This is a genomic window from Sphingomonas kyeonggiensis (genome assembly GCF_014204495.1).
GTDB lineage: Bacteria > Pseudomonadota > Alphaproteobacteria > Sphingomonadales > Sphingomonadaceae > Sphingomonas > Sphingomonas kyeonggiensis_A.
Genome location: NZ_JACHLN010000001.1, coordinates 232806 through 254976, shown reverse-complemented (window position 1 = coordinate 254976; position 22171 = coordinate 232806). Strand labels below are relative to the sequence as shown.

At 67.3% G+C, this 22171-nt stretch carries 24 protein-coding genes; 7 read left to right on the top strand and 17 right to left on the bottom strand.

The window, feature by feature from the left end; genetic code table 11:
- Positions 1 to 97: 97 nt before the first annotated feature.
- From HNP52_RS01235 to HNP52_RS01220, 4 genes are all read right to left on the bottom strand, one after another.
- Positions 98 to 862, bottom strand: coding sequence for an exonuclease domain-containing protein (locus HNP52_RS01235; RefSeq protein WP_184161344.1), 765 nt, complete (start codon positions 860 to 862; stop codon positions 98 to 100).
- 81 nt (positions 863 to 943) lie between these two features.
- Complete coding sequence (pgmG, locus tag HNP52_RS01230) at positions 944 to 2332, bottom strand: phosphoglucomutase/phosphomannomutase PgmG (RefSeq protein ID WP_184161341.1); 1389 nt, start codon at positions 2330 to 2332, stop codon at positions 944 to 946.
- 111 nt (positions 2333 to 2443) lie between these two features.
- Positions 2444 to 2701, bottom strand: a complete 258-nt coding sequence (locus HNP52_RS01225; protein ID WP_221416070.1) for a J domain-containing protein — start codon at positions 2699 to 2701, stop codon at positions 2444 to 2446.
- Positions 2701 to 3537: a division plane positioning ATPase MipZ gene (locus tag HNP52_RS01220; RefSeq protein WP_184161338.1), complete on the bottom strand. Its 837-nt coding sequence runs from the start codon at positions 3535 to 3537 to the stop codon at positions 2701 to 2703. Before HNP52_RS01220 ends, HNP52_RS01225 begins: the two co-directional genes overlap by 1 nt.
- A 38-nt stretch (positions 3538 to 3575) precedes the next feature.
- Here HNP52_RS01220 and panC point away from each other — a divergent pair, with 38 nt between their 5' ends.
- Both panC and HNP52_RS01210 read left to right on the top strand, forming a co-directional pair.
- A complete protein-coding gene (gene panC, locus HNP52_RS01215; RefSeq protein ID WP_184161336.1) occupies positions 3576 to 4421 on the top strand; it encodes a pantoate--beta-alanine ligase in 846 nt (281 codons plus the stop codon).
- A gap of 105 nt (positions 4422 to 4526) precedes the next feature.
- Positions 4527 to 4823, top strand: coding sequence for a sel1 repeat family protein (locus tag HNP52_RS01210; protein WP_184161333.1), 297 nt, complete (start codon positions 4527 to 4529; stop codon positions 4821 to 4823).
- A 209-nt stretch (positions 4824 to 5032) separates the two neighbouring features.
- Here HNP52_RS01210 and topA read toward each other — a convergent pair whose 3' ends face one another.
- A complete protein-coding gene (gene topA / locus HNP52_RS01205) occupies positions 5033 to 7597 on the bottom strand; it encodes a type I DNA topoisomerase (protein WP_184161330.1) in 2565 nt (854 codons plus the stop codon).
- A 130-nt stretch (positions 7598 to 7727) separates the two neighbouring features.
- Between topA and HNP52_RS01200 the strand changes: the two genes are divergently transcribed.
- Positions 7728 to 9260: a DUF4403 family protein gene (locus tag HNP52_RS01200; RefSeq protein ID WP_184161327.1), complete on the top strand. Its 1533-nt coding sequence runs from the start codon at positions 7728 to 7730 to the stop codon at positions 9258 to 9260.
- On the opposite strand, the gene yghU is transcribed toward HNP52_RS01200, so the two are convergent.
- From yghU to plsY, 4 genes are all read right to left on the bottom strand, one after another.
- Positions 9257 to 10150, bottom strand: a complete 894-nt coding sequence (gene yghU, locus HNP52_RS01195; RefSeq protein WP_184161324.1) for a glutathione-dependent disulfide-bond oxidoreductase — start codon at positions 10148 to 10150, stop codon at positions 9257 to 9259. The two genes, HNP52_RS01200 and yghU, sit on opposite strands and share 4 nt — an antisense overlap.
- A 63-nt stretch (positions 10151 to 10213) precedes the next feature.
- The gene (locus HNP52_RS01190; RefSeq protein ID WP_184161321.1) at positions 10214 to 10867 is read right to left on the bottom strand and encodes a hypothetical protein; all 654 of its coding nucleotides are present in this window, start codon (positions 10865 to 10867) and stop codon (positions 10214 to 10216) included.
- Positions 10868 to 10875: 8 nt separating this feature from the next.
- A complete protein-coding gene (gene dprA, locus HNP52_RS01185; RefSeq protein WP_184161318.1) occupies positions 10876 to 11958 on the bottom strand; it encodes a DNA-processing protein DprA in 1083 nt (360 codons plus the stop codon).
- Positions 11951 to 12559: a glycerol-3-phosphate 1-O-acyltransferase PlsY gene (plsY, locus tag HNP52_RS01180; protein ID WP_260395856.1), complete on the bottom strand. Its 609-nt coding sequence runs from the start codon at positions 12557 to 12559 to the stop codon at positions 11951 to 11953. Before plsY ends, dprA begins: the two co-directional genes overlap by 8 nt.
- Positions 12560 to 12714: 155 nt before the next feature.
- On the opposite strand from plsY, the gene HNP52_RS01175 reads away from it, so the two are divergent.
- Complete coding sequence (locus tag HNP52_RS01175) at positions 12715 to 13464, top strand: EF-hand domain-containing protein (protein ID WP_184161315.1); 750 nt, start codon at positions 12715 to 12717, stop codon at positions 13462 to 13464.
- 293 nt (positions 13465 to 13757) lie between these two features.
- On the top strand, positions 13758 to 14555 hold the full coding sequence (gene murI / locus HNP52_RS01170) for a glutamate racemase (protein WP_184161313.1): 798 nt from the start codon (positions 13758 to 13760) through the stop codon (positions 14553 to 14555).
- Positions 14556 to 14687: 132 nt separating this feature from the next.
- On the opposite strand, the gene HNP52_RS01165 is transcribed toward murI, so the two are convergent.
- Positions 14688 to 14855, bottom strand: a complete 168-nt coding sequence (locus HNP52_RS01165; protein WP_184161310.1) for a hypothetical protein — start codon at positions 14853 to 14855, stop codon at positions 14688 to 14690.
- 232 nt (positions 14856 to 15087) lie between these two features.
- Here HNP52_RS01165 and hemA point away from each other — a divergent pair, with 232 nt between their 5' ends.
- Positions 15088 to 16329 carry a 5-aminolevulinate synthase gene (hemA, locus tag HNP52_RS01160; protein ID WP_184161307.1) on the top strand — a complete coding sequence of 414 codons (1242 nt, stop codon included), beginning with the start codon at positions 15088 to 15090 and terminating at the stop codon, positions 16327 to 16329.
- 97 nt (positions 16330 to 16426) lie between these two features.
- Here the strand turns inward: hemA and HNP52_RS01155 are convergent, their stop codons facing one another.
- From HNP52_RS01155 to HNP52_RS01135, 5 genes are all read right to left on the bottom strand, one after another.
- The gene (locus HNP52_RS01155; protein WP_184161304.1) at positions 16427 to 16972 is read right to left on the bottom strand and encodes a DUF4199 domain-containing protein; all 546 of its coding nucleotides are present in this window, start codon (positions 16970 to 16972) and stop codon (positions 16427 to 16429) included.
- 89 nt (positions 16973 to 17061) lie between these two features.
- Positions 17062 to 17475 (bottom strand): response regulator transcription factor, encoded by a 414-nt coding sequence (locus tag HNP52_RS01150; protein ID WP_260395855.1) that lies wholly within the window; start codon positions 17473 to 17475, stop codon positions 17062 to 17064.
- Between the two features lie 2 nt (positions 17476 to 17477).
- Positions 17478 to 18140: a class I SAM-dependent methyltransferase gene (locus tag HNP52_RS01145; protein ID WP_184161301.1), complete on the bottom strand. Its 663-nt coding sequence runs from the start codon at positions 18138 to 18140 to the stop codon at positions 17478 to 17480.
- Positions 18137 to 19381: a DUF3419 family protein gene (locus HNP52_RS01140; RefSeq protein WP_184161298.1), complete on the bottom strand. Its 1245-nt coding sequence runs from the start codon at positions 19379 to 19381 to the stop codon at positions 18137 to 18139. The genes HNP52_RS01145 and HNP52_RS01140 overlap by 4 nt, the downstream gene beginning before the upstream one ends.
- Positions 19382 to 19540: 159 nt before the next feature.
- Positions 19541 to 20110 carry a DUF1579 domain-containing protein gene (locus HNP52_RS01135; RefSeq protein WP_260395854.1) on the bottom strand — a complete coding sequence of 190 codons (570 nt, stop codon included), beginning with the start codon at positions 20108 to 20110 and terminating at the stop codon, positions 19541 to 19543.
- 181 nt (positions 20111 to 20291) lie between these two features.
- Here HNP52_RS01135 and HNP52_RS01130 point away from each other — a divergent pair, with 181 nt between their 5' ends.
- Positions 20292 to 21122, top strand: a complete 831-nt coding sequence (locus HNP52_RS01130; RefSeq protein WP_184161293.1) for a LytTR family DNA-binding domain-containing protein — start codon at positions 20292 to 20294, stop codon at positions 21120 to 21122.
- A 295-nt stretch (positions 21123 to 21417) separates the two neighbouring features.
- Here HNP52_RS01130 and HNP52_RS01125 read toward each other — a convergent pair whose 3' ends face one another.
- On the bottom strand, positions 21418 to 21891 hold the full coding sequence (locus HNP52_RS01125) for a hypothetical protein (protein WP_184161290.1): 474 nt from the start codon (positions 21889 to 21891) through the stop codon (positions 21418 to 21420).
- Entirely contained in the window at positions 21891 to 22142 is a 252-nt protein-coding gene (locus tag HNP52_RS01120; protein WP_184161287.1) for a hypothetical protein, read from the bottom strand. The genes HNP52_RS01125 and HNP52_RS01120 overlap by 1 nt, the downstream gene beginning before the upstream one ends.
- Positions 22143 to 22171: the final 29 nt, after the last annotated feature.

The window sequence follows — 22171 nt, the reverse complement described above, 5'->3', positions numbered from 1 at the left end:
CTACCCTGCTCCCCGGCGAAAGCCGGGGCCCAGGGTTTCTCCGCCGTCTCGCTTGTTACCCTGGGCCCCGGCTTTCGCCGGGGAAGTATCCAGGATTTTAGAACAGCGTATCCTGCGCCGGCAGCGACTGGCGGATCTGTCCGCCGCTATGGCGTCGCGCCAGCTCGGTCTGGGCGGTGAAGCGAATGTCCTCGTCGCGGTCGGTCAGGAAGGTGGCGAGCGAGTCGTCGTCGATCTCACTCCATTCCTTGCCGCGATCGGGGCCGTAGCGCACGCGCGGCAGCAGCCCCGGCGCCTTGGACCATTCGATCAGCTGCTCGACGCTCGTCTGGTTGAGCATGTCGCGCAGGTGGTGCGCGGTCACATAGGCATCGGGAAAGGCGCGGTGCGCGGGCAGGCCGCGCTCGTGCACCAGTCCTTCCGGGTTGCGCCAGTAGCGCAGGAACTGGTTCGAGAAGCCGCCGCTGTCCGGCCAGAGCCGCATCGCGCACTTCCAGGTGCAGATCCAGTCGGCGCCGCGGGTGAGCGCGGGCGTGCAGAACTGCTCCTCGAAGGTCGCGCGATGTGCCGCAAGGGCGAGGCGGCGCGGCCAGGGATCGAGGATCGGCCGGGCGACGTCGTGCCACCAGGGCGCGTCGGCGACGTCCTCGTCGCGGATATGGTGGATCGCCATGGTCAGCGGCGGGATCGGCCGGCCCGGATTGACCATCCGGTTGCCACCCTCGCCATACAGCTCCCAGCGGCCGTCCTTGCCCAGCGCGACGTCCTGCCAGCCGATCTCGATCACGGCATGCGCGGGCGGCTTGTCGCCGGTGGTCTCGAGATCGATGACGCGGATGATGGGCGGGTAGGATGACGCCATGAGGGCGCATGTGGGGGCAGGCGCGCCGAATTGCGAGTCAAAACGATAAGCCCCTCCCGGTGAGGAGGGGCTTTCGAGGGATCAGTGCCCCACGCTCTCCCCGCGCACGACGCCGCTCTTGCCGAGCTGGTCGTCGATCTGGGCGAGCAGCCGGTCGAGTCCGGCCTGGTCCTTGGCCTCCGCGCGGGCGACGAGCACGTCCTGCGTGTTCGACGCGCGCAGCAGCCACCAGCCGTCTGCGGTGTTCACCCGGGCGCCGTCGGTGCGGTTGACGTCGGCACCCTCGGCCTCGAGCCGGTCGAGCACTTCGTCGACCACCGCGAACTTGCGGCTCTCGTCGACCTGGAAGCGCATCTCGGGGGTGTTGACCAGCTTGGGCATCGCGTCCTTGAGCTCGGTCAGCGACTTGCCGATCACATGCACCGCCTGGATCAGCCGGATCGCGGCGTACTGGGCGTCGTCGAAGCCGTAATAGTCCTGGGCGAAGAAGATATGGCCGCTCATCTCGCCGGCGAGCGGCGCATGCGTTTCCTTCATCTTGGTCTTCACCAGGCTGTGCCCGGTCTTCCACATCAGCGGCTTGCCGCCGAGCTCCGCGACTCGGTCGAACAGCATCTGCGACGCCTTCACATCGGCGATGATCGTCGCGCCGGGCTCCACGCGGAGCACAGGTTCAGCCAGAATGGACAGAAGCTGATCGCCCCAGATCACACGGCCTTGCCCGTCGATCGCGCCCAGCCGGTCGCCATCGCCGTCGAAAGCCAGTCCGAAATCGAGCTGCTTCTCGGCGACGAGCTTCTTCAGATCGGCGAGGTTCTTCTCCTCGGTGGGATCGGGATGATGATTGGGGAAGTGACCATCCACATCGGTGAACAACGTGTGGTGCTCACCGGGCAGCAGCTTCACCAGTTTCTCGATCACCGGGCCGGCGGCGCCATTGCCCGTATCCCATCCGACGCGATAGGCGCCGCCGGCATAGCCCGCGATCAGCCGGCTGACATACAGGTCCTCGACATCGGCATCGGTCACCGTCTCGGTGCCGTCGCCTTCGTCCCAATCGCCTTCCGCCGCCATCTTGCCGAGCAGCTGGATCTTCTCGCCGAAGAAGCTCGAATGCTGAAACACCATCTTGAAGCCATTGTAATGGCCGGGATTGTGGCTGCCGGTTATCTGGATACCGCCATCCACCTCCAGCGTGGCTTCGGCATAATATAGCATCGGGGTCGGCCCCATGCCGGTGCGCACCACCGAGCAGCCCGATGCGGTGAGGCCCTCGATCAGCGCCGCTTCCAGGGCAGGGGAGGAAAGCCGGCCGTCGCGGCCCACCGCGACGCGGGTGCCGCCGGCGCGGCGCAGCAGCGTCGCGAAGCCGCGGCCGATCGCGCGCGCGTCGTCGGGGCCAAGGGTCTCACCCACGATCCCGCGAATGTCGTACTCGCGCAGCGAAGTGGGGTCGAAACGGTGCGTCATGATGCCTCCCGGGGAAATGCTGCCCGCCTAATCCGCGAGGATGCGGGAAAGTTCAATGCGGCGGTGCAACAAGTGGACTTCCAAAGCTTTCGTCCCGGCGAAAGCCGGTGCTCAGCCCTGCCGCCGCAACAGGGTATCGCGGGCCGAGTTGATCCGCCGGGTCAGTTCGGCCGATCCGCCCTTGTCGGGATGGACGGCGCTGACCAGCCGGCGGTGCGCCGAGCGGATCGCGTCCTCGTCGGCATCCGCGCCCACGCCCAGGATCGCCCGCGCCTCGTCCTCGGGCATGCGCGGCGCCGAGCGCGGCTTCAGCACGAGCGAGTAGAGCGCGTAGAGGATCGCCGCGGCGATAAGGAGCTTGAAGATCATCAGGCGAACAGCGGCATGGTGACTTCGGGCAGCGCGAGGCCGGCCATCATCTCGCGCAGCTCCTGCCGCGCGGCGACATGCGCCAGGCCCATCTCGCCGAAGTCGCGGCTGTCGAGCATGGTCAGACCCTGGGGGAACAGCTCGCGGTAGATCACGCGCTCGGACAGGCCCGAGATCACCCGGAAGCCGACGCGCTTGGAAAGCTGGTCGATCGCCTCCGACACGCGCTTCATGTTGCGTGCCTCGATGTGCTGCATGCGGTTGCGCAGGACGACCCAGTCGATCGTCTCGCCATCGGCCTTGGCGCGGCGCTTGCGCGATTCCCAGATCAGCTCGGAATAGAAGCTCGGGCGCACCACCTTGAACGTGTCGGGGTCGACCTGGCCGATCAGGTCGAAATCGACGAAGCTGTCGTTCATCGGCGTGACCAGCGTATCGGCATTGGTGACGGCGATGCGCGCGAACTTGTCGTCGCGGCCCGGCGTGTCGATCACTAGGAAGTCGGCATTCTCGCCGAGCTTGTCGAGCGCCTCGGAGAAATAGGCCATGCTCTCGCCGTCATGCGTGTCGTAGACCGGCATCGGCAGGGGCTTGCCCATCCGCTTGGCCGTGGCCCCGCGATTGTCGAGATAGCGGCCCATGGTCCGCTGGCGATGGTCCAGATCGAAACAGGCGACGCGCGCGCCCTTGGACGCAAGCGCGATTGCGGTGTGCACCGCCGTGGTGGACTTTCCGGTGCCGCCCTTCTCGTTCGCGAACACCAGAACGTGCAGCCGCTTCGACCCTTCGCTCAACGTCTCAACATCCTTGTATTGATCGATCGGCCTGCCCCCCATAGAAGGCCGCGCTTCCGTCTTATCGAAAGTGTTAACGCGTGCAAACAGTCCGTCAGCTCGAAGCCCTTCGCGAAGCGGTCTCCGCCTATCGCCAGGCCGGCGAGCGCATCGCCCTCGTGCCCACCATGGGCGCGCTGCATGACGGGCATATGGCGCTGGTCGAGGCCGCCAAGCGCACCGCGAACCGCGTGATCGTCTCGATCTTCGTCAATCCGAAGCAGTTCGGGCCGAACGAGGACCTGGCGAAATACCCGCGCAAGGAAGCCGCGGACTCGCGCATGCTCACCAATGCCGGCGTCGACGTGCTGTGGATGCCGCCGGTCGAGGTCGTCTATCCCGAGGGCTTCGCCACCAATGTCTCGGTCTCGGGCGTCAGCGAAGTGCTGGAGGGCGCGCATCGCCCCGGCCATTTCGACGGCGTCGCCACGGTGGTCTCCAAGCTGTTCAACCAGGTCCAGCCCGATGTCGCGCTGTTCGGCGAGAAGGACTGGCAGCAGCTCGCGGTGATCCGCCGCATGACCGCCGACCTCAATCTGCCGATCGAGATCCAGTCGGTCGTCACCCAGCGCGATGACGATGGCCTGGCGCTGTCGTCGCGCAACGCGTTCCTGATGCCCGAGGATCGCGCCAAGGCGGTTGCCCTGCCACGCGCGCTCGGCGCCGCCGCCAAGGCGATCGTCGATGGCGGCGAGGTCGAGGGGGCGCTGGCCCAGGCACGCGACACGCTCGCCGCCGCCGGCTTCGATGTCGATTATGTCGCGCTTGCCGATGCGGGAACGCTGGAGGCGGTCGGTGCCTATGAGGCGGGTCGTCCGCTTCGCCTGCTCGCGGCGGCCCGGATCGGCAGCACCCGGCTCATCGATAATATCGCGCTACCCGAATAGTACGGACCTGAACAATTACGGTTAACGCTGTTAACCTTTTGTTTCGGATTCCAGTGCCAAACCCCAAGCCACCACGAAAGGGTGTGGTTAACAGGGGTAAGCGACATGGGCAGCAGCCTGAGAAGTGCGCGTTTCCTTATCGAGAGCCGGCTGCGCGACGCGGCCCGCGGCGATGCCAACGCGTGTTATGATCTGGGTATGGTCTATTCGAGCGGCGCGGACGGCGTCGGCGTCGATCTGATCGAGGCCCATAAATGGTTCAATATCGCAGCCGTCACCGGTGACAGCCGCGCGCAGGAATGCCGCGCCGAGATCGCCGAGGACATGACGGCCCGCGAGATCATCGAAGCGCAGAAGGCCGCCCGCGCCTGGCTCCGCGGCTTCGAGGTACGCGCGGCGTAAAACGGGCAGGCAGCCAATAACCTGTGGTTCCCCGGCGAAAGCCGGGGCCCAGGGTTTCTCTGCCGAACTGCCTGTGGCCCTGGGCCCCGGCTTTCGCCGGGGAACCCCTCAGTTCTCCCCACCACCGTCATCCCGACGACAGTCGGGATCTCAGGCGATGGCGGGAATAGAGCCGCAGGAGATCCCGGCTTTCGCCGGGATGACGGCTATTATTCCGCGGTCTTCTTCGCAGCCGGCTTCTTCGCAGCTGCCTTTTTCGGAGCCGCCGCCTTCTTGGCCGGAGCCTTCTTGGCAGGCGCCTTCTTCTTGCCCTTGCCCTTGGCCGGACCCGCCGCCGCGCGGGCGTCGATCAGCTGGGCGGCTTCCTCGAGCGTCAGCTGGTCCTTGTCGATCGACTTGGGCAGCGTGGCATTGGTCTCGCCGTCGGTGACGTACGCGCCGTAGCGGCCATCCATCAGCTTGATCTCGGCCTCGGTACGCGGATGCTTGCCGAGCACCTTGAGCGGCTCGCGGCTTGCTCCGCGTGCCGGGCGCCCGGCATTGTTCGCCGCTTCGGCCAGCTTGACCACCGCGGCGTTCATGCCGGTCTCGAACACTTCCATCGTGCCCTGCAGGCGGGCGTATTTCCCGTCATGCGCCAGATACGGCCCGTAGCGGCCGATCGAGGCGGTGATCGGCTTGCCGGTCTCCGGATGGTCGCCGATCACGCGCGGCAGCTTGAGCAGCTTCAGCGCCATCTCCAGGTCGAGCTCGACGTCCTTCGGGATCGAGGCGCGCGCCGCTTCCTTGCCTTCGCCAAGCTGGATGTACGGTCCGAACCGGCCCGACTTGCGCTCGACGTTCAGGCCGGTGTCCGGATCCTGGCCCAGCACTTCCGGCCCGCTGTCCTCGCCGCTCTCGCCGCCCGGCTGGGCAAAGCGCCGCGTGTACTTGCATTCGGGATAGTTGGAGCAGGCGATGAACGCGCCGAACTTGCCGCCGCGCAGCGCGAGCCGCCCATTGCCGCAATTCGGGCACAGGCGCGGATCGCTGCCGTCCGCCTTTTCCGGGAACAGATAGGGCGCGAGGAACTCGTCCAGAGCAGCCGTGATGTCCGACGGCTTCTGCTCCATCACATCGGCCGTGCGCGGCTTGAAGTCCTTCCAGAACGCCTCGAGCACCGCCTGCCACTGGGCCCGGCCGCCCGACACGTCGTCCAGCTCCTCCTCCAGCTCGGCGGTGAAGTCGTAATTGACGTATTTCTGGAAGAAGCGCTCGAGGAACGCCGTCAGCAGCCGCCCGCTCTCCTCGGCGAAGAAGCGGTTCTTCTCGAGGCGGACATAGGCGCGGTCCTTGAGCACCTGGATGACCGAGGCATAGGTCGAGGGGCGGCCGATACCGAGCTCTTCCATCCGCTTGACCAGCGACGCTTCGGAGAAGCGGGGCGGCGGCTGGGTGAAATGCTGCTCGGCGTTGACGGCCTTCTTGGCCGGCGTCGCGCCTTCGCTCATCCGCGGCAGGCGGCGCGAATCCTCGTCGCCCTCGTCGTCGCGGCCTTCCTCATAGAGCGCGAGATAGCCGGGGAAGATCACCACCTGGCCGGTGGCGCGCAGCCCGTGCTGGCTGGTCGCGTCTTCCAGGTCGATCGTCGTGCGCTCCATCCGGGCCGAGGCCATCTGGCTGGCGAGCGCACGCTTCCAGATCAGGTCGTACAGCTTGGCGTGGTCGCCCGAGCCCGTGCGGTCCTTGCTGAAATCGGTCGGGCGGATCGCCTCGTGCGCTTCCTGGGCATTCTTCGCCTTGGCGGTGTAGATGCGCGGCTTGTCGGGCACGTACGACCCGTCATAGCGCGCCGCCACGGCCTTGCGGGCGTCCTGGATCGCGCTCGGGTCCATCTGGACGCCGTCGGTACGCATATAGGTGATCGCGCCGTCTTCGTAGAGGCCCTGCGCGATCCGCATGGTGTGGCTGGCCGAGAAGCCCAGCTTGCGCGCGGCTTCCTGCTGCAGCGTCGAGGTGGTGAACGGCGCGGCCGGATTGCGCATCGCCGGCTTGGTCTCGACAGAGACCACGGTGAAGCGACCTTCCTCGACGGCCTTCTTCGCCGCTTCGGCGGTCTTGCCGTCGCCGATCGACAGGCGGTCGAGCTTGTCGCCCTTGTACTTGACCATGCGCGCCTGGAAGGGCGTGCCGTCCTGCTCCATGTCGGCCGTGACCGACCAATATTCCTGCGGCTTGAACCCTTCGATCTCGCGCTCGCGATCGACGATGATGCGCAGCGCGACCGACTGGACGCGGCCGGCCGACTTGGCGCCGGGCAACTTGCGCCACAGCACCGGCGACAGGGTGAAGCCGACGAGATAGTCGAGCGCGCGGCGGGCGCGATAGGCGTCGATCAGGTCGGTATCCAGCTCGCGCGGCTGCGCCATCGCGGTCAGGATCGCCGGCTTGGTGATCGCGTTGAAGGTGACGCGCTCCACTTCCTTGGGCAGCGCCTTTTTGTTCCGCAGCACTTCCTGGACATGCCAGGAAATCGCCTCGCCTTCGCGATCAGGGTCGGTCGCGAGGATCAGTCGATCGGCCTTCTTCGCCTCGTCGGCGATCGCCTTCAGCTGCTTCGACTTGTCGGCATAGGTCTCCCATTCCATCGCGAACCCCTCCTCGGGGTCGACGGAGCCGTCGCGCGCCGGCAGGTCGCGGACATGGCCGTAGGAGGCGAGGACCCGGTAGTCCTTGCCGAGATATTTCTCGATGGTCTTCGCCTTGGCGGGCGATTCTACGATGACGAGCTGCATGGGGGGTAAGCGGTCCTCACGTGTACGCGTGTAAGGTGGGGAGCGGCGGCGGGGGCCGTCAACCCGGTTGATCTGGAACTTGGTAACGCTTCGCGGGTATCACTTCGGCACGTCCAGGGGGAGCCAAAGATTGCTCGACGAGACTGTTTCGCCGACGCCGCGCCGCGGGCAGCGCGGCTGGTGGATATTCGGAAGCATCCTCGTGCTCCTGCTGGCCAGCGTCGGTGGCGGGTATCTCTGGTTGCGGGCCAGGCTCGAAGGGAAGGTAGAGCCGCCGCCGCGCGCCTCCGATCAGGTCGAGGTGCCGAAGCAGGTCTCCGCGATCGATGTGCCGCTCGACGTCCATGTCTCGGTGATCAGCCGCGCGATCGAGCAGGCGGTGCCGCGCACGCTCTGGTCGATCAACCAGCAGATCGACAAATGCGTGCCCGCCCAGCGGGTCAAGCTGTTCAAGGCGAAGATCAAGGTCAGCCCCGATCTCGGTTGCACCGTGGTCGGCACCGTCACGCGCTCCGCCATCCGCCTGCGCGGCGAGGGCAGGGACATCGTCGCCGATGTGCCGATCCGCGCCAATATCGCCGCGCGCCATGTCGGCGGATTCCTCAAGGGCGAGACCGCGACGGGATCGGCGATGGTCCGCGCTCGCATCCGTCTGTCGGTCACCGACAACTGGCAGCCGCGTGCCACCGTCCGCCTCGCCTATAGCTGGACCACGCCGCCCGGCATTGATTTCCTCGGCCGCCGCATCACCTTCACCGACAAGGCCGACGAGAAGCTCGGGCCCATTGTCCGCGATCTCGAGCGCAAGCTGCCGCAGGAGATCGCAAAGGTGAACATCCGCGCCCGCGTCGCCGATGCCTGGCGGCAGAGCTTCACCTCGCTGGCGCTGAACGAGCAGAACCCGCCCGTCTGGATGCGGATCACGCCGCAGAAGCTGAGTTATGGTGGTTACAGCCTTTCCGGCAACCGTTTGCGCCTCAGCCTCGGCCTGTCGGCGCTTACCGAGACATTTGTCGGCCCGCGCCCCGAGGATCCGAATCCCTCCCCCTTGCCCCCCCTCGCCCATGACGCTGCCGGATCGAAGCTGGAATTCTTCATTCCGGTGATCGCCGACTATGCCCAGCTCGAGCCGGTGCTGAAAAAGGCGCTGGCCAAGCGCGCCGCCCGCCCGTTCGAGCTGCCCGGCATCGGCCCGGTGGTGGCGCGGTTCGACAAGGTCACCGGCTATGGCACCACCGGCGGCCGCATCGCGGTCGGCCTGACCATCGCCGCGCGCCCGCAGAACAGCACCACCGAGACGCACGGCCTGGTCTGGCTCACCGCGCTGCCGGTCAACACCCCGGGCTCGCAGCGCGTCCATTTCGAGCAGCTGGCGGTCAACGGCGATACCGACGGGATCGGCGGCGATTTGCTCGTCCGCCTCGTCCAGGCGCCGGCTGTGTCCGAGGTTCTGGCCGGGGAACTCACCCAGAACTTCACCCGCGACTTCGAGAAGCTGCTCGGCAAGGTCCGCCGCGCGATCGTCAGCAAGCGCGCCGGCGACTTCGTGATCCGCGCCGACATCGCCGATGTCCGCACCGGCGCGATCAAGGCCAGCGGGCAGGGGCTCTACCTGCCCGTCTGGGCCTCGGGCACCGCGCGGGTGGAGTATGTCGGCCGTTAGGCCAGCATCTTCGCCCGCACCGCGTCGATATCCGCCGCCGAGTGACGCTCCGGCACGCGCTGGTCCTCGGGCCCCGAGCCGCGATTGACCAGTCGGCCGCGCTGCACCGCCTCGCGCTCGCCGACTTCGGCGGCCCAGCGATTGAAATGCGCATACTCGCCGATGTTGAGGAATTCGGCCGCACCCGCATAGGCATCGCCGCGTGCCACGCCGCCATACCAGGGCCAGATCGCGACGTCGGCGATCGTGTATTCGTCGCCCACCATGTAGCGATTGCTCGCCAGGTGCGTGTCGAGCACATGGAGCTGGCGCTTCACTTCCATCGCGTAGCGATCGATCGCGTACTGGATCTTGAACGGCGCATAGGCGAAGAAGTGGCCGAAGCCGCCGCCCAGGAACGGTGCCGAGCCCATCTGCCACATCAGCCAGCTCATCGTCGCCGCGCGCTTGGCCGGATCGGTCGGCAGGAAGGCGCCGAACTTCTCGGCGAGATAGACCAGGATCGCGCCGCTCTCGAACACGCTGATCGTCGGGTCCACTGAATGATCGACCATCGCCGGGATCTTCGAGTTCGGGTTGATCCCGACGAACCCGCTGCCGAACTGGTCGCCCTCGCCGATATTGATCTTCCAGGCGTCATATTCGGCGCCCGCATGGCCGGCGGCGAGCAGCTCCTCGAGCATGATCGTCACCTTCTGGCCGTTGGGCGTGCCGAGCGAATAGAGCTGGATCGGATGCTCGCCGACCGGCAGCACCTTCTCATGGGTCGCGCCCGAGACCGGCCGGTTGATGCTGGCAAAGGCGCCGCCATTGCCGGCTTCCCAAACCCAGACCTTGGGCAGGACATAGCCGGCGGGCTGGTTGTTGGCGGGATCGGGTGCATCGGCCATGTCGGAAGTCTCCCTGGGGTTGTGGCCGGGATGTAGGAACGGGGGCGAAACTTGCTAGGGCCGTCAGGCGAAGACCTGTTCAAGATCGTTTGACGGGCTTCGGGTCAGCTGATGGATCGCCACCGCGGCGTGCCAGATCAGGGCCTGCGCGGTATAGATGAGCAGGTTCGAGAGCAGTGCCAGCCCGATCGGCACGGGGCCATAATCGGGATAGAAAAAGACGGTTCCCACGAACAGCAGCAGCGGGACGCTCAACAGCAGCAGCGCCGCCGAGATTGGTGCGACCAGCGATTGGGTGCGGGACCAGCTTTCCCGCATCGCCTGGTTGCTGCTCATGCCCTCGCCGACGGTGAGCGGTGCCACCATCGACCAGCGTGCCCAGAGGTAGATGCCGGGCAGGATCAGGAAGACGAAGCCGATCGCGATGCCCAGGCTGCTGAGGATCGTCGCGAGGGCGAAGGCTCCGGCTCGCCCGGCCCGTCCTTCCGCATCGAGCAGTCCGGCACTCCGCAGCGCCCCGCGGGTTACGGCATATTGCGCGAACATCGTGCCGATCCCGATGGCAAGGTTGAGCCCGGCGCCCTCGGAACCGATCGTATCGGCCGCGGTGGCCACCGCCACCAGCGTCAGCATGGCGACAAGCGTCGCCCGCAGGTTGGCCTGCAGCAGCGCAAAGCTGTTCCGCACGATCAGCGCGGTATCGATCTTCTGCTCCATATTCCCCCTTAGCTTCCCAAACTCACCCGCCCGCCGGCATGCCGTTCCAGCCGCCCGCCCAGCTCCAGTTCGAGCAGGACGGTCTGCACCACCGCGGGGGCCAGCCCCGATTGGCGGATCAGCTCGTCCACGCTCACCGCCACCGGCCCGAGCAGCCTTGCCACCGCTCGCCGGTCCGCATCGCTCGCCTCCTCGGGCGGCGGCCCCTGCCAGCCACTGGCCGGCGCCCGCACCGCGCGCGGATCGATCGGGCGGACCATCTCGAGGATGTCGTCCACGCCCTGCACCAGGGTAGCGCCCTCGCGGATCAGCAGGTTGCAGCCCTGCGCCCGCGGGTCGAGCGGGGAGCCGGGGACGGCCATCACGTCGCGTCCCGCCTCGGCCGCGATCCGCGCGGTGATCAGCGAGCCCGATCGCGGTGCCGCCTCCACCACCACCGTGCCCAGCGCCAGCCCGGCGATGATCCGGTTGCGCGAGGGGAAGAAGCGCGCCAGCGGCTCGGTGCCCGGCGGCTGCTCGGCGAGCAGCAGTCCGTCCTGTGCCACCCGCTCCTGCAGCGCTCCATTCTCGGGCGGGAAGGCGATGTCGATTCCGCTGGCGATCACGCCGACGGTGCCACTGCCCAGCGATCCGATATGCGCCGCGGTGTCGACCCCGCGCGCCAGCCCGGAGACCACTGTCACCCCCGCCTCGGCCAGTCCCAGCGCGATCTGCCGGGCGAAGCGGCAGGCGGCGGCGGAGGCATTGCGCGCGCCGACGATCGCCACCGCCGGTCGCTCGAGCAGCGCCAGCCGTCCGCGCAGGATCAGCGCCGGCGGGGCGCTGTCCAGCTCGGCGAGCAGCGGCGGATAATCGTCCTCGCCCAGGAACAGGTAGCGAGCGCCCAGCTTCTCGACCGTCGCGATCTCGCGCCGCACCGCGCCCGGATCGGCGATCACCGGCGCGCGCCCACCGCCCCGGGCGGCAAGCGTCGGCAGCGCATCGAGCGCCGCCTCGGCATCGCCGAAGCGGGCGATCAGCTGGCGATAGGTGACCGGGCCGATATTGGCGGAGCGCAGCAGCCTGAGCTGTGCCTCGCGCCTGTCAGGCACTTTTCTTGCTGCCGCCGACGCGCGGTTCGGTGCCGTTGAGCAGCCGGTCGATATTGGCGCGGTGCTTCCACAGCACGATCATCGCCAGCGCGAGCAGCATCAGCACCAGGTCGATCCGCCCGAAGAACGCGGCGCTCACCGGCGCGCTGATCGCCGCGCTCATGCCGGCGAGTGAGGAGATGCGCAGCGCCGCCAGCAGCCCGAGCCACACCACTGCGAAGACGATGCCCGAGGGCCAGTGGAGCGCGAGCACGACGCCCATCATCGTCGCCACGCCCTTGCCGCCGTTGAACTTGAGCCAGACGGGGTAGCAATGGCCGATGAACGCGGCCAGGCCGCCCAGCACACCGCCGCCGGGGATCAGCGCGCCCGCGATCAGCACCGCCGCCGCGCCCTTGGCCAGGTCGAGCAGCAGCGTCGCCGCCGCCAGTCCCTTGCGGCCGGTGCGCAGCACATTGGTGGCGCCGATATTGCCCGAGCCGATCTGGCGAAGGTCGCCCGCGCCGAAGAAGCGCGTCAGCAACAGGCCGAACGGAATCGAGCCCAGCAGATAACCGAGCAGCAATACGCCGGCCGGGCCGATGGCAGTTTCGAAGGTCAAGAAATCCGCTCCCCCAATCCGGTGCCAACATAGTGGCTGGCCACGGTCGCGCAATGTGGATGGGGTACCAATCGCTCCGACTTGGGCGAAACTCGACTTTGCCCTAGCGTGGCGCGACGAAGTGCGTGGGTGCTGCGGGTGTCGGGGAGCGTTTGGTGCTGGATGAGCGAATGCAGGCGGCGATCAGCCGGCTGACCGAAAACGAAAAGGAATGCCTGCGCCGCCGCCTGCTTCCCCAGACCGCCAAGGAAATGGCGATCGAGCTCGGCGTCTCGCCGCACGCGGTGGAGAAGCGGCTCAAGATGGCCCGCACCAAGCTCGGCCTCTCCTCCTCGCTCCAGGCGGCACGGCTGCTCGTCCAGGCCGAGTCCCAGTCCCAGGCGCTGGTACCCCATGCGGCGGACCTCGTGATCGATCCCGCAAGGCTGCACATCACGCTTCACCCCAGCGAGAGACGCTGGTGGTGTCCCGGCGGAAGGCGCCGGTGGTGGATTGGAGGAATTGCAATGAGCATCACGATCGCGGCGGCCGCCCTGGCCCTCACGCTGCACGGCGCCCCGGCACCGCAGCAGAGCGCGCCCGCGCCCCAGCAGAAGATGAAGATGTATGACGGGCCGTTCGTGCCCGCCACGCCGGAGCAGGCCACTGCCTATCTCGCGCAGAGCTTCGCGACGATGGACAAGGACAAGTCGGGCTATCTCGAGGCGAACGAGGCGCCGCGCGCCTCGGTCAGCGTCAACAACGGCCCGCGCAAGGATGTCGGGGCGGAGCAGGGCGGCCGGATGTTCCTCGCCCGCTTCGACACCAACGGCGACGGCAAGGTGAGCAAGGACGAATATATCGCCACGCGCCGCCCGATGGTCCTCGCCATGGGCATCCCGGCCAACTGGAAGCCGCGCAACTGATTTGAGCCCGTCGACCGCGGTAGTGCTGCAATCCTCCCCCGGAGGGGGAGGGGGACCGCCAGCGAAGCTGGTGGGGGAGGGGTAGCGCGCCGCAGGCCATGTCGCTGGCGGAGAATACCCCTCCACCAGCTGCGCTGGTCCCCCTCCCCCTCCGGGGGAGGATTGAGTTGCCTCAAGGCCGGGCGCCACGCGCAGCATCAGGGGAATCGAGGCCAGATAGAATCCCCCTCGGGGGTGTTTCCGAAACTCGGGGCGGTTGACGCTCACCGGCTGCGGAGCCATGCCCCGCGGCGATGACCGACAATCGCCCCATCTTGTTCTTCGATTCCGGCATGGGCGGGCTTTCGGTGCTGGCGCCCACCGCCGCGCTGCTGCCGCATGCGCCGCTGGTCTATGTCGCGGATTCGGCGGGCTTCCCCTATGGCACCCGCAGCGAAGGCGAGATCGCCGCGCGCGTGCCGGCGCTGCTCGGGCGACTGGCGGAGCGCTATGATCCGCGCCTGATCGTCATCGCCTGCAACACCGCCTCCACGATCGCGCTCCAGCATGTCCGCGCAGCGCTCGACGTGCCGATCGTCGGCACTGTTCCCGCGATCAAGCCCGCCGCCGAAATCAGCCGGAGCCGCGTGATCGGTGTGCTCGGCACCGAGGCGACCGTCCGCCAGCCCTATGTCGACGATCTCGCCGCACGCTTCGCCGGCGATTGCATCGTGCTGCGCCACGGCTCGGCCGAGCTGGTCGAGATCGCCGAAGCTTCGCTGGAGGGCGTGGCGCCGGTGCCCGAGCGGATGCGCGCGGTGCTCGCCGGGCTGTTCGACCAGCCGGGCGGCGAGCGGATCGACGTGATCGTCAACGCCTGCACCCATTTCCCGCTGGTCGAGGCCGAGCTCGCCGCCGCTGCGCCGCATCCGGTCCGCTTCGTCGATGGCGGCCCCGGCATCGCCCGGCGCGTCGCCTATCTGACGGAAGGGCAGCAATGGCCGGCCGCTCCGGTTCCGGGCAAGGCGGTCTTCACCGCCCGCAGCGCCCGCACCGATGCGCTCGTCCCCGCGCTGGCGCGCTACGGGCTAGCGGGAATCGAGTCGCTGTAAGCTCTCTCCAGGAGGCTCCCGAGCACCTGCGGTTCCCCGGCGAAGGCCGGGGCCCAGGGTTTCTCATCCGAGTCGCTTGTGACTCTGCGCCCCGGCTTTCGCCGGGGAACGGTCAGGGGGCAAAAGCTGACCTCAGGCCTGCGCCACCGGCACCGTCGCGACCATGTCGCGCAGCCGTGCCGAATAGCGTTCGGCCATTTCCTGGTGCACGCGCCGTGCCGTGGTGTCGTCGGCGCGCGCCGCATGCTCGCGCTCCTCGCGCTCGCGCTTCCGGTAATATTCTATGTCTCTCGAGCTCATTGCGGATGCTCCATTCGCAAGCGGGAGCCCTAGTCTCTCAGCCGCGGGCTATGCTTGGGTGCCGACTCGCCCGCGATGCGATCAATGTACCACAGCGGGATCGACTTCCGAACCAACGCATATCAATTCCGGCCAAACCGGATTTTGCTTTGGATCAAAGGCGCTAAATTCCGGTCCGATTAGGCATTATGTCCAACTGGAAATCGCCGGACTTTGGCGGTAGGAACACGATATGCACAGCGCAGACAGCACAGCGCCCGTCGATTATTCCCGGGTTTTCACGTCCGCGATCGACCGGCTGCATGCCGAGGGCCGCTACCGCGTCTTCATCGATATTTTGCGCAACAAGGGCATGTTCCCCAATGCGCGCTGCTTCGCCGGCCATAACGGCCCGAAGCCGATCACCGTCTGGTGCTCGAACGATTATCTGGCGATGGGCCAGCACCCGAAGGTGATCGCCGCGATGGAGGAAGCCCTCCACGACGTCGGTGCCGGCTCGGGTGGCACGCGCAACATCGGCGGCAACACCCATTACCATATCGATCTGGAGGCCGAGCTCGCCGATCTCCACGGCAAGCAGAACGCGCTGCTCTTCACCTCGGGCTATGTCTCGAACGAAGCGACGCTCTCCACCCTCGCCAAGGTGCTGCCGGGCTGCATCGTCTATTCTGACGAGCTGAACCATGCCTCGATGATCGCGGGCATCCGCAATTCGGGCTGCGAGAAGCGCGTCTTCCGTCACAACGACCTGGCCCATCTCGAGGAACTGCTCTCGGCGGATGATCCGGGCGTTCCCAAGCTGATCGCGTTCGAGAGCGTCTATTCGATGGACGCCGATATCGCGCCGATCGCCGAGATCTGCGACTTGGCCGACAAATACAATGCGCTGACCTATCTCGACGAGGTCCATGCCGTCGGCATGTACGGCCCGCGCGGTGGCGGCATCTCGGACCGCGAGGGGCTGGCCGACCGTCTGACGATCATCGAGGGCACGCTCGGCAAGGCGTTCGGCGTGATGGGCGGCTATATCGCGGCCGACCAGATGATCATCGACGTGATCCGCAGCTATGCGCCGGGCTTCATCTTCACCACCTCGCTCTCGCCGGTGCTCGTCGCCGGCGCGCTGGCGAGCGTGCGCCACCTCAAGGGCTCGTCGGAAGAGCGCGACGGCCAGCAGGCGGCGGCGGCGAAGCTCAAGGCGATGATGGCCGAGGCTGGCCTGCCGGTGATGCCATCGACCACGCACATCGTGCCGCTGATGGTCGGCGATCCGGTCAAGGCCAAGAAGATCAGCGACATCCTGCTCGCCGAATATGGCGTCTACGTCCAGCCGATCAATTACCCGACGGTCCCCCGCGGCACCGAGCGCCTGCGCTTCACCCCCGGCCCCGCGCATGACGAGAGCATGATGCGCGAGCTGGTCGATGCGCTGGTCGAGATCTGGGGCCGCCTGGAACTCCGCCGCGCGGCGTGATTTCCTTCCTGTTCCCCGGCGAAAGCCGGGGCCCAGGGTTTCTCATCCGACTTGATTGCGGCCCTGGGCTCCGGCTTTCGCCGGGGAGCTAGGTTGTTCACGCTTCCGAGCTTTGCTCTTCCTCCACCCGCGCCGCCGGCAGGAAGCGGCTGTTGCGCAGCAGTAGCGCCGAGACGAGCGACACGATCACGCCCACCGGGAAGATCTCGGTGAAGGTCATCGGCAGCCGGAAGAACGGGTTGTGATAGGCGGTACGGAAGCCTTCCATCTCCGCCTGCGCCTTGGCCAGCTCCGCGCCGGTCTTGCCCTCGAGCATCGCCCCGGCGAACTTGTCGATGAACGCGTCGATGCCGATCGTGGCGAGCGCCAGGTCCCAGCAGATCGCATAGACGATGCCGGCGACCAGGCTGATCGCCAGCCCCATGCCGAGCGCGGGCAGGAAGCGGATCACGCCGCCGCCCGCCAAGTCGCGCTGGCGCTTGATCGCCAGGAAGATGGTGCTCAGGCCGATCAGCATGATCAGATAGCCGATCGCCATGCCGTATTGGCCGGTGGCGCCTTCGAAGTTGAGCACGACGACGGACAGCACGCCCCCGGCGATCAGCCCGCCGATTACGCCATAGGTCAGGCTGGTGCGCAGCATTTCGTTTCTCCCCTCGGGTCAGGTTGCGCCCCGATCAGCCGCGCCGCAAGCCGCTGCGGCAATCCCCCGAAAGGATGATTTGCGTGAAACTAGCGCAGGATCCCCAGTTCGCGTGCCCGCGCTACGGCGTCGCCGCGTCGCTTCGCGCCCAGTTTCTCGAGCAGCCGCGCGACATGCGTCTTCACCGTGTTGAGCGACACGCCCAGCACGTCAGCGATTTCCTGGTTCGATCGCCCGGCGAGCAGCTGGTCGAGCACCTCCAGCTCGCGCGGCGACAGCCCCAGCGCCGCCACCGCCTGCGGATTGCCGTCGAACCCGGGCGGAGCCGGCCGGGCGATCCCGCGCACGCCGAGCCAGATGCCCAGCGCCAGGAAGCCGCCCGCGATCAGGAAGACATAGACGTCGCCGATGTGCGAGCGCACCAGCCGCTGGTAGTCGAGCCATTGGAGCAGCAGCGTCCCCGCCGCGAGCAGCGCGCCGTACAGGACGATGCGCCGGGCCAAGCTCAGTCCCGCGTCAGCGTCGCGCTCCACACATAGCCGCGCAGGGTCGAGCGGAAGTCGAGCCGCAGCCCTTCCTCCTCGGCGATGCGCTTGAGCACTGCGGGCAGCGTGTCGCGCGGATAGACGTGGAAGTCGTTGAGCGATTTGAAGTGCAGTCGCCTGGCGAACTTCGGCAGCTTCTCATACTGGCCGAAATCGACGATGTGCAGGCTGCCGCCCGGCGCCAGCGCCTTCGCGCCCAGCTCGATCGCTTCCACCCAGGGCGGGATCATCGAGAGCGTGTAGCTCATGAACACCCGGTCGAGCTTCTCGACCCCGAACAGCGTGCTCACGTCGAACGCGCCCGCGTCCGCCTGCGCCAGCGTGATCTTGCCGCTGAGGCCATTCTTCTCGACCGAGGCGCGCGCCGTCTCCAGCATCGCCTCGCTGATGTCGAAGCCGAAGAAGCGCGCCTCGGGGAAGCGCTTCGCCGCCACGATCAGGTTGCGCGCCGTGCCGCAGCCCACCTCCAGCACCGTGCCGCCCCTGGGCGGGTTCAGCCCGCGGATCAGCGCGTCGCGCCCCAGCAGGTAGAACTTCCGCGTGAAGTCGTAGAAGTGGCGATGGAGCGCGTAGGTCGCGTCCATCAGCCCCTTCTGGTCGGCGTCCCCGGTGGCGGCGCTCATGCGTGCGGCTTCAGCGTCCAGACGTGGGTCGCGCCATAGACCGAGGAGCGGTCGCGGCGCGTCCAGTCGTCGAGCTTGGCCTGGTCCTCATATTCCCACTGGTTCATCAGCTCGTCGGGAATATGGCCCTTCACCACATCGGGGATCGCCGCGGTGCGATAGAGCACGCGCGCACCCGGCTTGGCGGTGCGGGTGATCTCGCCCCAGATGCGGGTGAGCTGCTCGTCGGTCATCCAGTCCTGCGCGTCGAGCAGGATATAGCGGTCGAGCGACTGGGCCGGCATCGTCTCGAGATAATCGGCATAGTTGGTGTGGCGGATCTCGACGCGGTCGGCGCGTTCGCGCACCACGTCCCAGTTCTTCGCCTCCAGATAGGGCGGCAGCGGCGCGTCCGGCCCTTCGCCATAGCCGCGGCCGAATGCCTGCCAGGCGTAGAAATTGTCCTTCAGGTCGAAGTCGCAGGCGAGCTTCTTGAGGCGGCTGCGCAGCGCGCCGGTGATCCCCGCCTGGTCGTCGATCTTGAGCAGGTCATACTGCGCCGGCGGAATGCCGAAGCCGAACAGCGCGGCTGGCTGGTCGACCAGCCAGCGCAGGAACTTCTTCTCGAAGAACGGCGCGAAGCGCGTCTCGAAGATCTGGCGCTGCTCCTCGATATTCTTCGCCGCGAGGATCTCGCGCGGATCGATGCCGTAGCGGTTCGCCAGCCAGTGGACGAAGCCGATCAGCCGGCCGAGCAGCCCGTATTTGTAGAAGCCGTGCTTGAACGCATCGATGCGGCGCGTGCCGTTCAGGCCGCGGCGCTCCCAATAGTCGCGATACGGCGCATCGAGGTGCGGCGCGATATGCTGGCGATAGGCCTCGACATTCTCGGCCTTGTTGGCCTGGCCGAAGAAGCGGTGGAACGAAGCATAGTCGGGCAGGTTGAGCGCCGCCTGCTTCTTGAGGTTGTTGAGCGCGATATGCGCCGGGTTCAGGTCCACCGCGGTGATCTTCGCCGGGTTCGCCGTCAGGTACGAGAAGACGTTGCAGCCGCCCGAGGCGATGGTCACCATGTGATGGTCCGGCTGGAGCTGCAGCGCTTCCATGTCGATCACCGGGTCTTCCCAGATCTGCGGGTAGACGAGCCCGCGGAACGCGAAGGTAAAGGCGCGCTCGAGCAGGCCTTCCTTGGTCATGTGCTCATGGCGATGCACGGCGCCGCGGACGGCGACATTCTTCGGCGTCTTGGTAATCGAACCCATCAGTAGCTCCTGGACGCCCCGCGGGCGAGCGGTGGTCCGCCACGCCCTATTACCCCTTTGTGACGAACCGGCGTCACTTTAGGGGCTCATGGCAGCACCCGCAACGTCCCTTGCGTCGCCACCCCCCGAGGCGCCCCTAGTGGCAGGAGCCCAGTAAAATCAATCCCGTGTCATGCTTCCGGCCATCGGCCAGTCGCTGTCGCCGACGCGCTTGAGCACCATCTTGAAGAAGGGGCGGCCTGGCTGCCCCTCGGCAACGAAATCGCCGGTCTCGGTCCAGGTCGTGCCGTCGAACACCGCCGTGTAGCGCACCTTCGCCTTGGGCCCGGCTGGCACTTCCCACACATAGCCCTTGCCGGTTTCGCTGACCGTGAGCGGGAAATTGCCCGAACGCCCGCCGGTATGGCTGTTCATCAGATAGGTCTTGGTCTGCGGATCATAGGAGACCACGGCAAAGGCGTTGAACGGCACGCTGCCGTCCGGGTTGAACGCCTTGCCCTCGATCACCGTGATCGTGCCGTCGAGCAGCGTGCCGACCCGCTCGGTATGGGTGACCACCTGTTCCGGCGCCCCCGGCATCTTCATCCGCGCCTCGCCGCGCCACTTGCCGTGCATCCAGTCGAGCCTGTGCGCCGCCTCCACCTGCGCGGCCATCGCGGCCTTGTCGGCATGCTGGGCCTGCGCGGCGGCGGGCAAGGCGAGGGCAAGCGCGGCGAGGGCAATCTTCAACCCGGCGACAATCCCATTCCCGTCATCCCCGCGAAGGCGGGGATCCAGGGTAACAGAGCGATATCCTTTGCGACTCTGGATCCCCGCCTTCGCGGGGATGACGAAAAAGAGGGACTTGGCTTTCCCGAACATCACTATCTCCATGTTGTCCCAAGCCCCCACGCATGGCAGCCTGTCCGCCATGCCCGCCGCCCGGTCGCTCCGCACTGGCCCCGCCGCCCGCACCGCCGGCAAGCGCGGTTTCGCGAAGCGCGTCCTCGGCTTCGCGAAACGCGCACTCCCCCGGAAGCCGATACCGGGCTTCCCGCTGCTCTGGGTCGCCTGCCTCGCCGCCGCCGCGCTGATGACCGTCACCGGCGGCTTCGGCACCGCGCGCCTGCCGCTCCACACTCGCGCCGCCTTCTGGCTGCTGCTGATGGGCTGGAACGCGCTCAAATGGCAGCTGCTCTTCGCCTGGGGCGTGCGCAAACCGACCGACTGGCCGCGCATCTCGCTGCTCGGCACCATCCCCCTGAACCTGCCGCTCCCCTTCGAGATCTGGGCCTGTGGCCGGCTGATCGGTTTCGAGATGCGCGCGATGCCGCTCGACGTGTGGGGCAGGGCGGCGGCGATCAGCGCGGTGATCTTCACCGTCTGCTCGGCGGTCGCCTGGATATTGCTCCGCCGGATGCGCCCGGTCCGCGCCGAGACCGGCCTGCTCGCCCGCGCCCGCGTCGCCGCCTGCGATCTCGCCGCCATCGAGGCCGAGGACCATTATTGCCGCATCCACCGCCGCGACGGGACCAGCGCGCTGCTCCATTACCGCTTTGGCGACGCGCTCGAGGAAGTCGCCGGCATCGAAGGCCTCCAGGTCCATCGCGGCGCCTGGGTCGCGGCCGAAGCAGTCGAAAGCGCCGAGCGTGACGGCCGCAAATGGCGCCTGCTGCTGGCGGGCGGCGGCAGCGTGCCGGTCAGCGCCACCTATGCGGCGGAAGCGCGGGCGCGGGGGTGGCTGAAAACGGCACGATCGTAATCGGCATAGGCTGACCAGATCCCCGGCGAAGGCCGGGGCCCAGTCTCGGCGCAGTATCGATGGCGCCGGAACCCCTCGAATGACATCGCAACTGGGCCCCGGCCTTCACCGGGGATCTGGGTCGGCTTTGGGGATCGACAACTCCACCCGATAGGGGGTGGGCGCACGCCGCTGAGGTATTCACTCCCAAACGTCATCCTCGCGAAGGCGGGGATCCAGGGTCACAAGCGATGTCGCCTCCGGCTCTGGATCCCCGCCTGCGCGGGGATGACGGATTGATAGGGAGGGGTAGGGATCAATCCCGGCAATAGCCTTCGCCGGTCTTCACCGTCAGGCAGTCCTTCTTGCCCGCCAGGTATTTCAGCCCGGTCGCGTCGCCGTCGCTCGGGTGCAGGGTGAAGTCGCCGTCCGGCCGCTCGAAGGAAATCCCTTCGCTCGATCCCTTGCCGTCAAACGTTCCCTTGTCGTCGAGCGTGTATTGCATCTCGAGCTTGTACATGCCCGGATCCTTGCCCTTCGACACGACCAGATAGGTGCCTTCCACGCCCTTCCAGCGGCCGACCCAGTCGTCGCGGTCCACCGGCTTGGCGCTCACTTCGTTCTTCAGGCTGGAGGCGCCCTCGCTCACCGCATTGGCGAACGAATCGCCCACCGCCGCCGCGGCATTGCCGGCGGTCTCGGTGGCATTGGCGGTCGCGTCCGCGGCCTTGTCGGCGGCGTTGCACGCGGCGAGCGCCAGCGCGGGCGCCAGGATCAGCAGCGCGCGCATCAGCGAGTCGCCTCGTCGATCGCGTTGCCGACATGCTCGGCGCGGTTCCCGATGTCGCTCGCGGTGTTGTCGAAGGCGTCGCCGGCATCGTCCGCGGCGTTGCTCAGCGTGTCGCCCATGTCGTTCATGCTGTTCTCCAGTGAGTCGCCGGTGCGGTCGAGCGAATTGCTCAGATTGCTCTCGGTGCTCGGCGAACAGGCGGCGACGCCCAGGGCCAGGGCCGGAAGCAGGGCGAAAATCGTCTTGCGCATCTTTCTCTCCGAATAGTCGGTCTAGCCAG

What these genes read in the sequence shown, in the direction of transcription:
- HNP52_RS01235 (WP_184161344.1), bottom strand. Translation starts at nt 862, where the DNA reads ATGGCGTCATCCTACCCGCCCATCATCCGCGTCATCGATCTCGAGACC.
- pgmG (WP_184161341.1), bottom strand. Translation starts at nt 2,332, where the DNA reads ATGACGCACCGTTTCGACCCCACTTCGCTGCGCGAGTACGACATTCGC.
- HNP52_RS01225 (WP_221416070.1), bottom strand. Translation starts at nt 2,701, where the DNA reads ATGATCTTCAAGCTCCTTATCGCCGCGGCGATCCTCTACGCGCTCTAC.
- HNP52_RS01220 (WP_184161338.1), bottom strand. Translation starts at nt 3,537, where the DNA reads ATGGGGGGCAGGCCGATCGATCAATACAAGGATGTTGAGACGTTGAGC.
- HNP52_RS01210 (WP_184161333.1), top strand. Translation starts at nt 4,527, where the DNA reads ATGGGCAGCAGCCTGAGAAGTGCGCGTTTCCTTATCGAGAGCCGGCTG.
- topA (WP_184161330.1), bottom strand. Translation starts at nt 7,597, where the DNA reads ATGCAGCTCGTCATCGTAGAATCGCCCGCCAAGGCGAAGACCATCGAG.
- yghU (WP_184161324.1), bottom strand. Translation starts at nt 10,150, where the DNA reads ATGGCCGATGCACCCGATCCCGCCAACAACCAGCCCGCCGGCTATGTC.
- HNP52_RS01190 (WP_184161321.1), bottom strand. Translation starts at nt 10,867, where the DNA reads ATGGAGCAGAAGATCGATACCGCGCTGATCGTGCGGAACAGCTTTGCG.
- murI (WP_184161313.1), top strand. Translation starts at nt 13,758, where the DNA reads ATGACCGACAATCGCCCCATCTTGTTCTTCGATTCCGGCATGGGCGGG.
- HNP52_RS01165 (WP_184161310.1), bottom strand. Translation starts at nt 14,855, where the DNA reads ATGAGCTCGAGAGACATAGAATATTACCGGAAGCGCGAGCGCGAGGAG.
- hemA (WP_184161307.1), top strand. Translation starts at nt 15,088, where the DNA reads ATGCACAGCGCAGACAGCACAGCGCCCGTCGATTATTCCCGGGTTTTC.
- HNP52_RS01155 (WP_184161304.1), bottom strand. Translation starts at nt 16,972, where the DNA reads ATGCTGCGCACCAGCCTGACCTATGGCGTAATCGGCGGGCTGATCGCC.
- HNP52_RS01145 (WP_184161301.1), bottom strand. Translation starts at nt 18,140, where the DNA reads ATGAGCGCCGCCACCGGGGACGCCGACCAGAAGGGGCTGATGGACGCG.
- HNP52_RS01140 (WP_184161298.1), bottom strand. Translation starts at nt 19,381, where the DNA reads ATGGGTTCGATTACCAAGACGCCGAAGAATGTCGCCGTCCGCGGCGCC.
- HNP52_RS01130 (WP_184161293.1), top strand. Translation starts at nt 20,292, where the DNA reads ATGCCCGCCGCCCGGTCGCTCCGCACTGGCCCCGCCGCCCGCACCGCC.
- HNP52_RS01125 (WP_184161290.1), bottom strand. Translation starts at nt 21,891, where the DNA reads ATGCGCGCGCTGCTGATCCTGGCGCCCGCGCTGGCGCTCGCCGCGTGC.
- HNP52_RS01120 (WP_184161287.1), bottom strand. Translation starts at nt 22,142, where the DNA reads ATGCGCAAGACGATTTTCGCCCTGCTTCCGGCCCTGGCCCTGGGCGTC.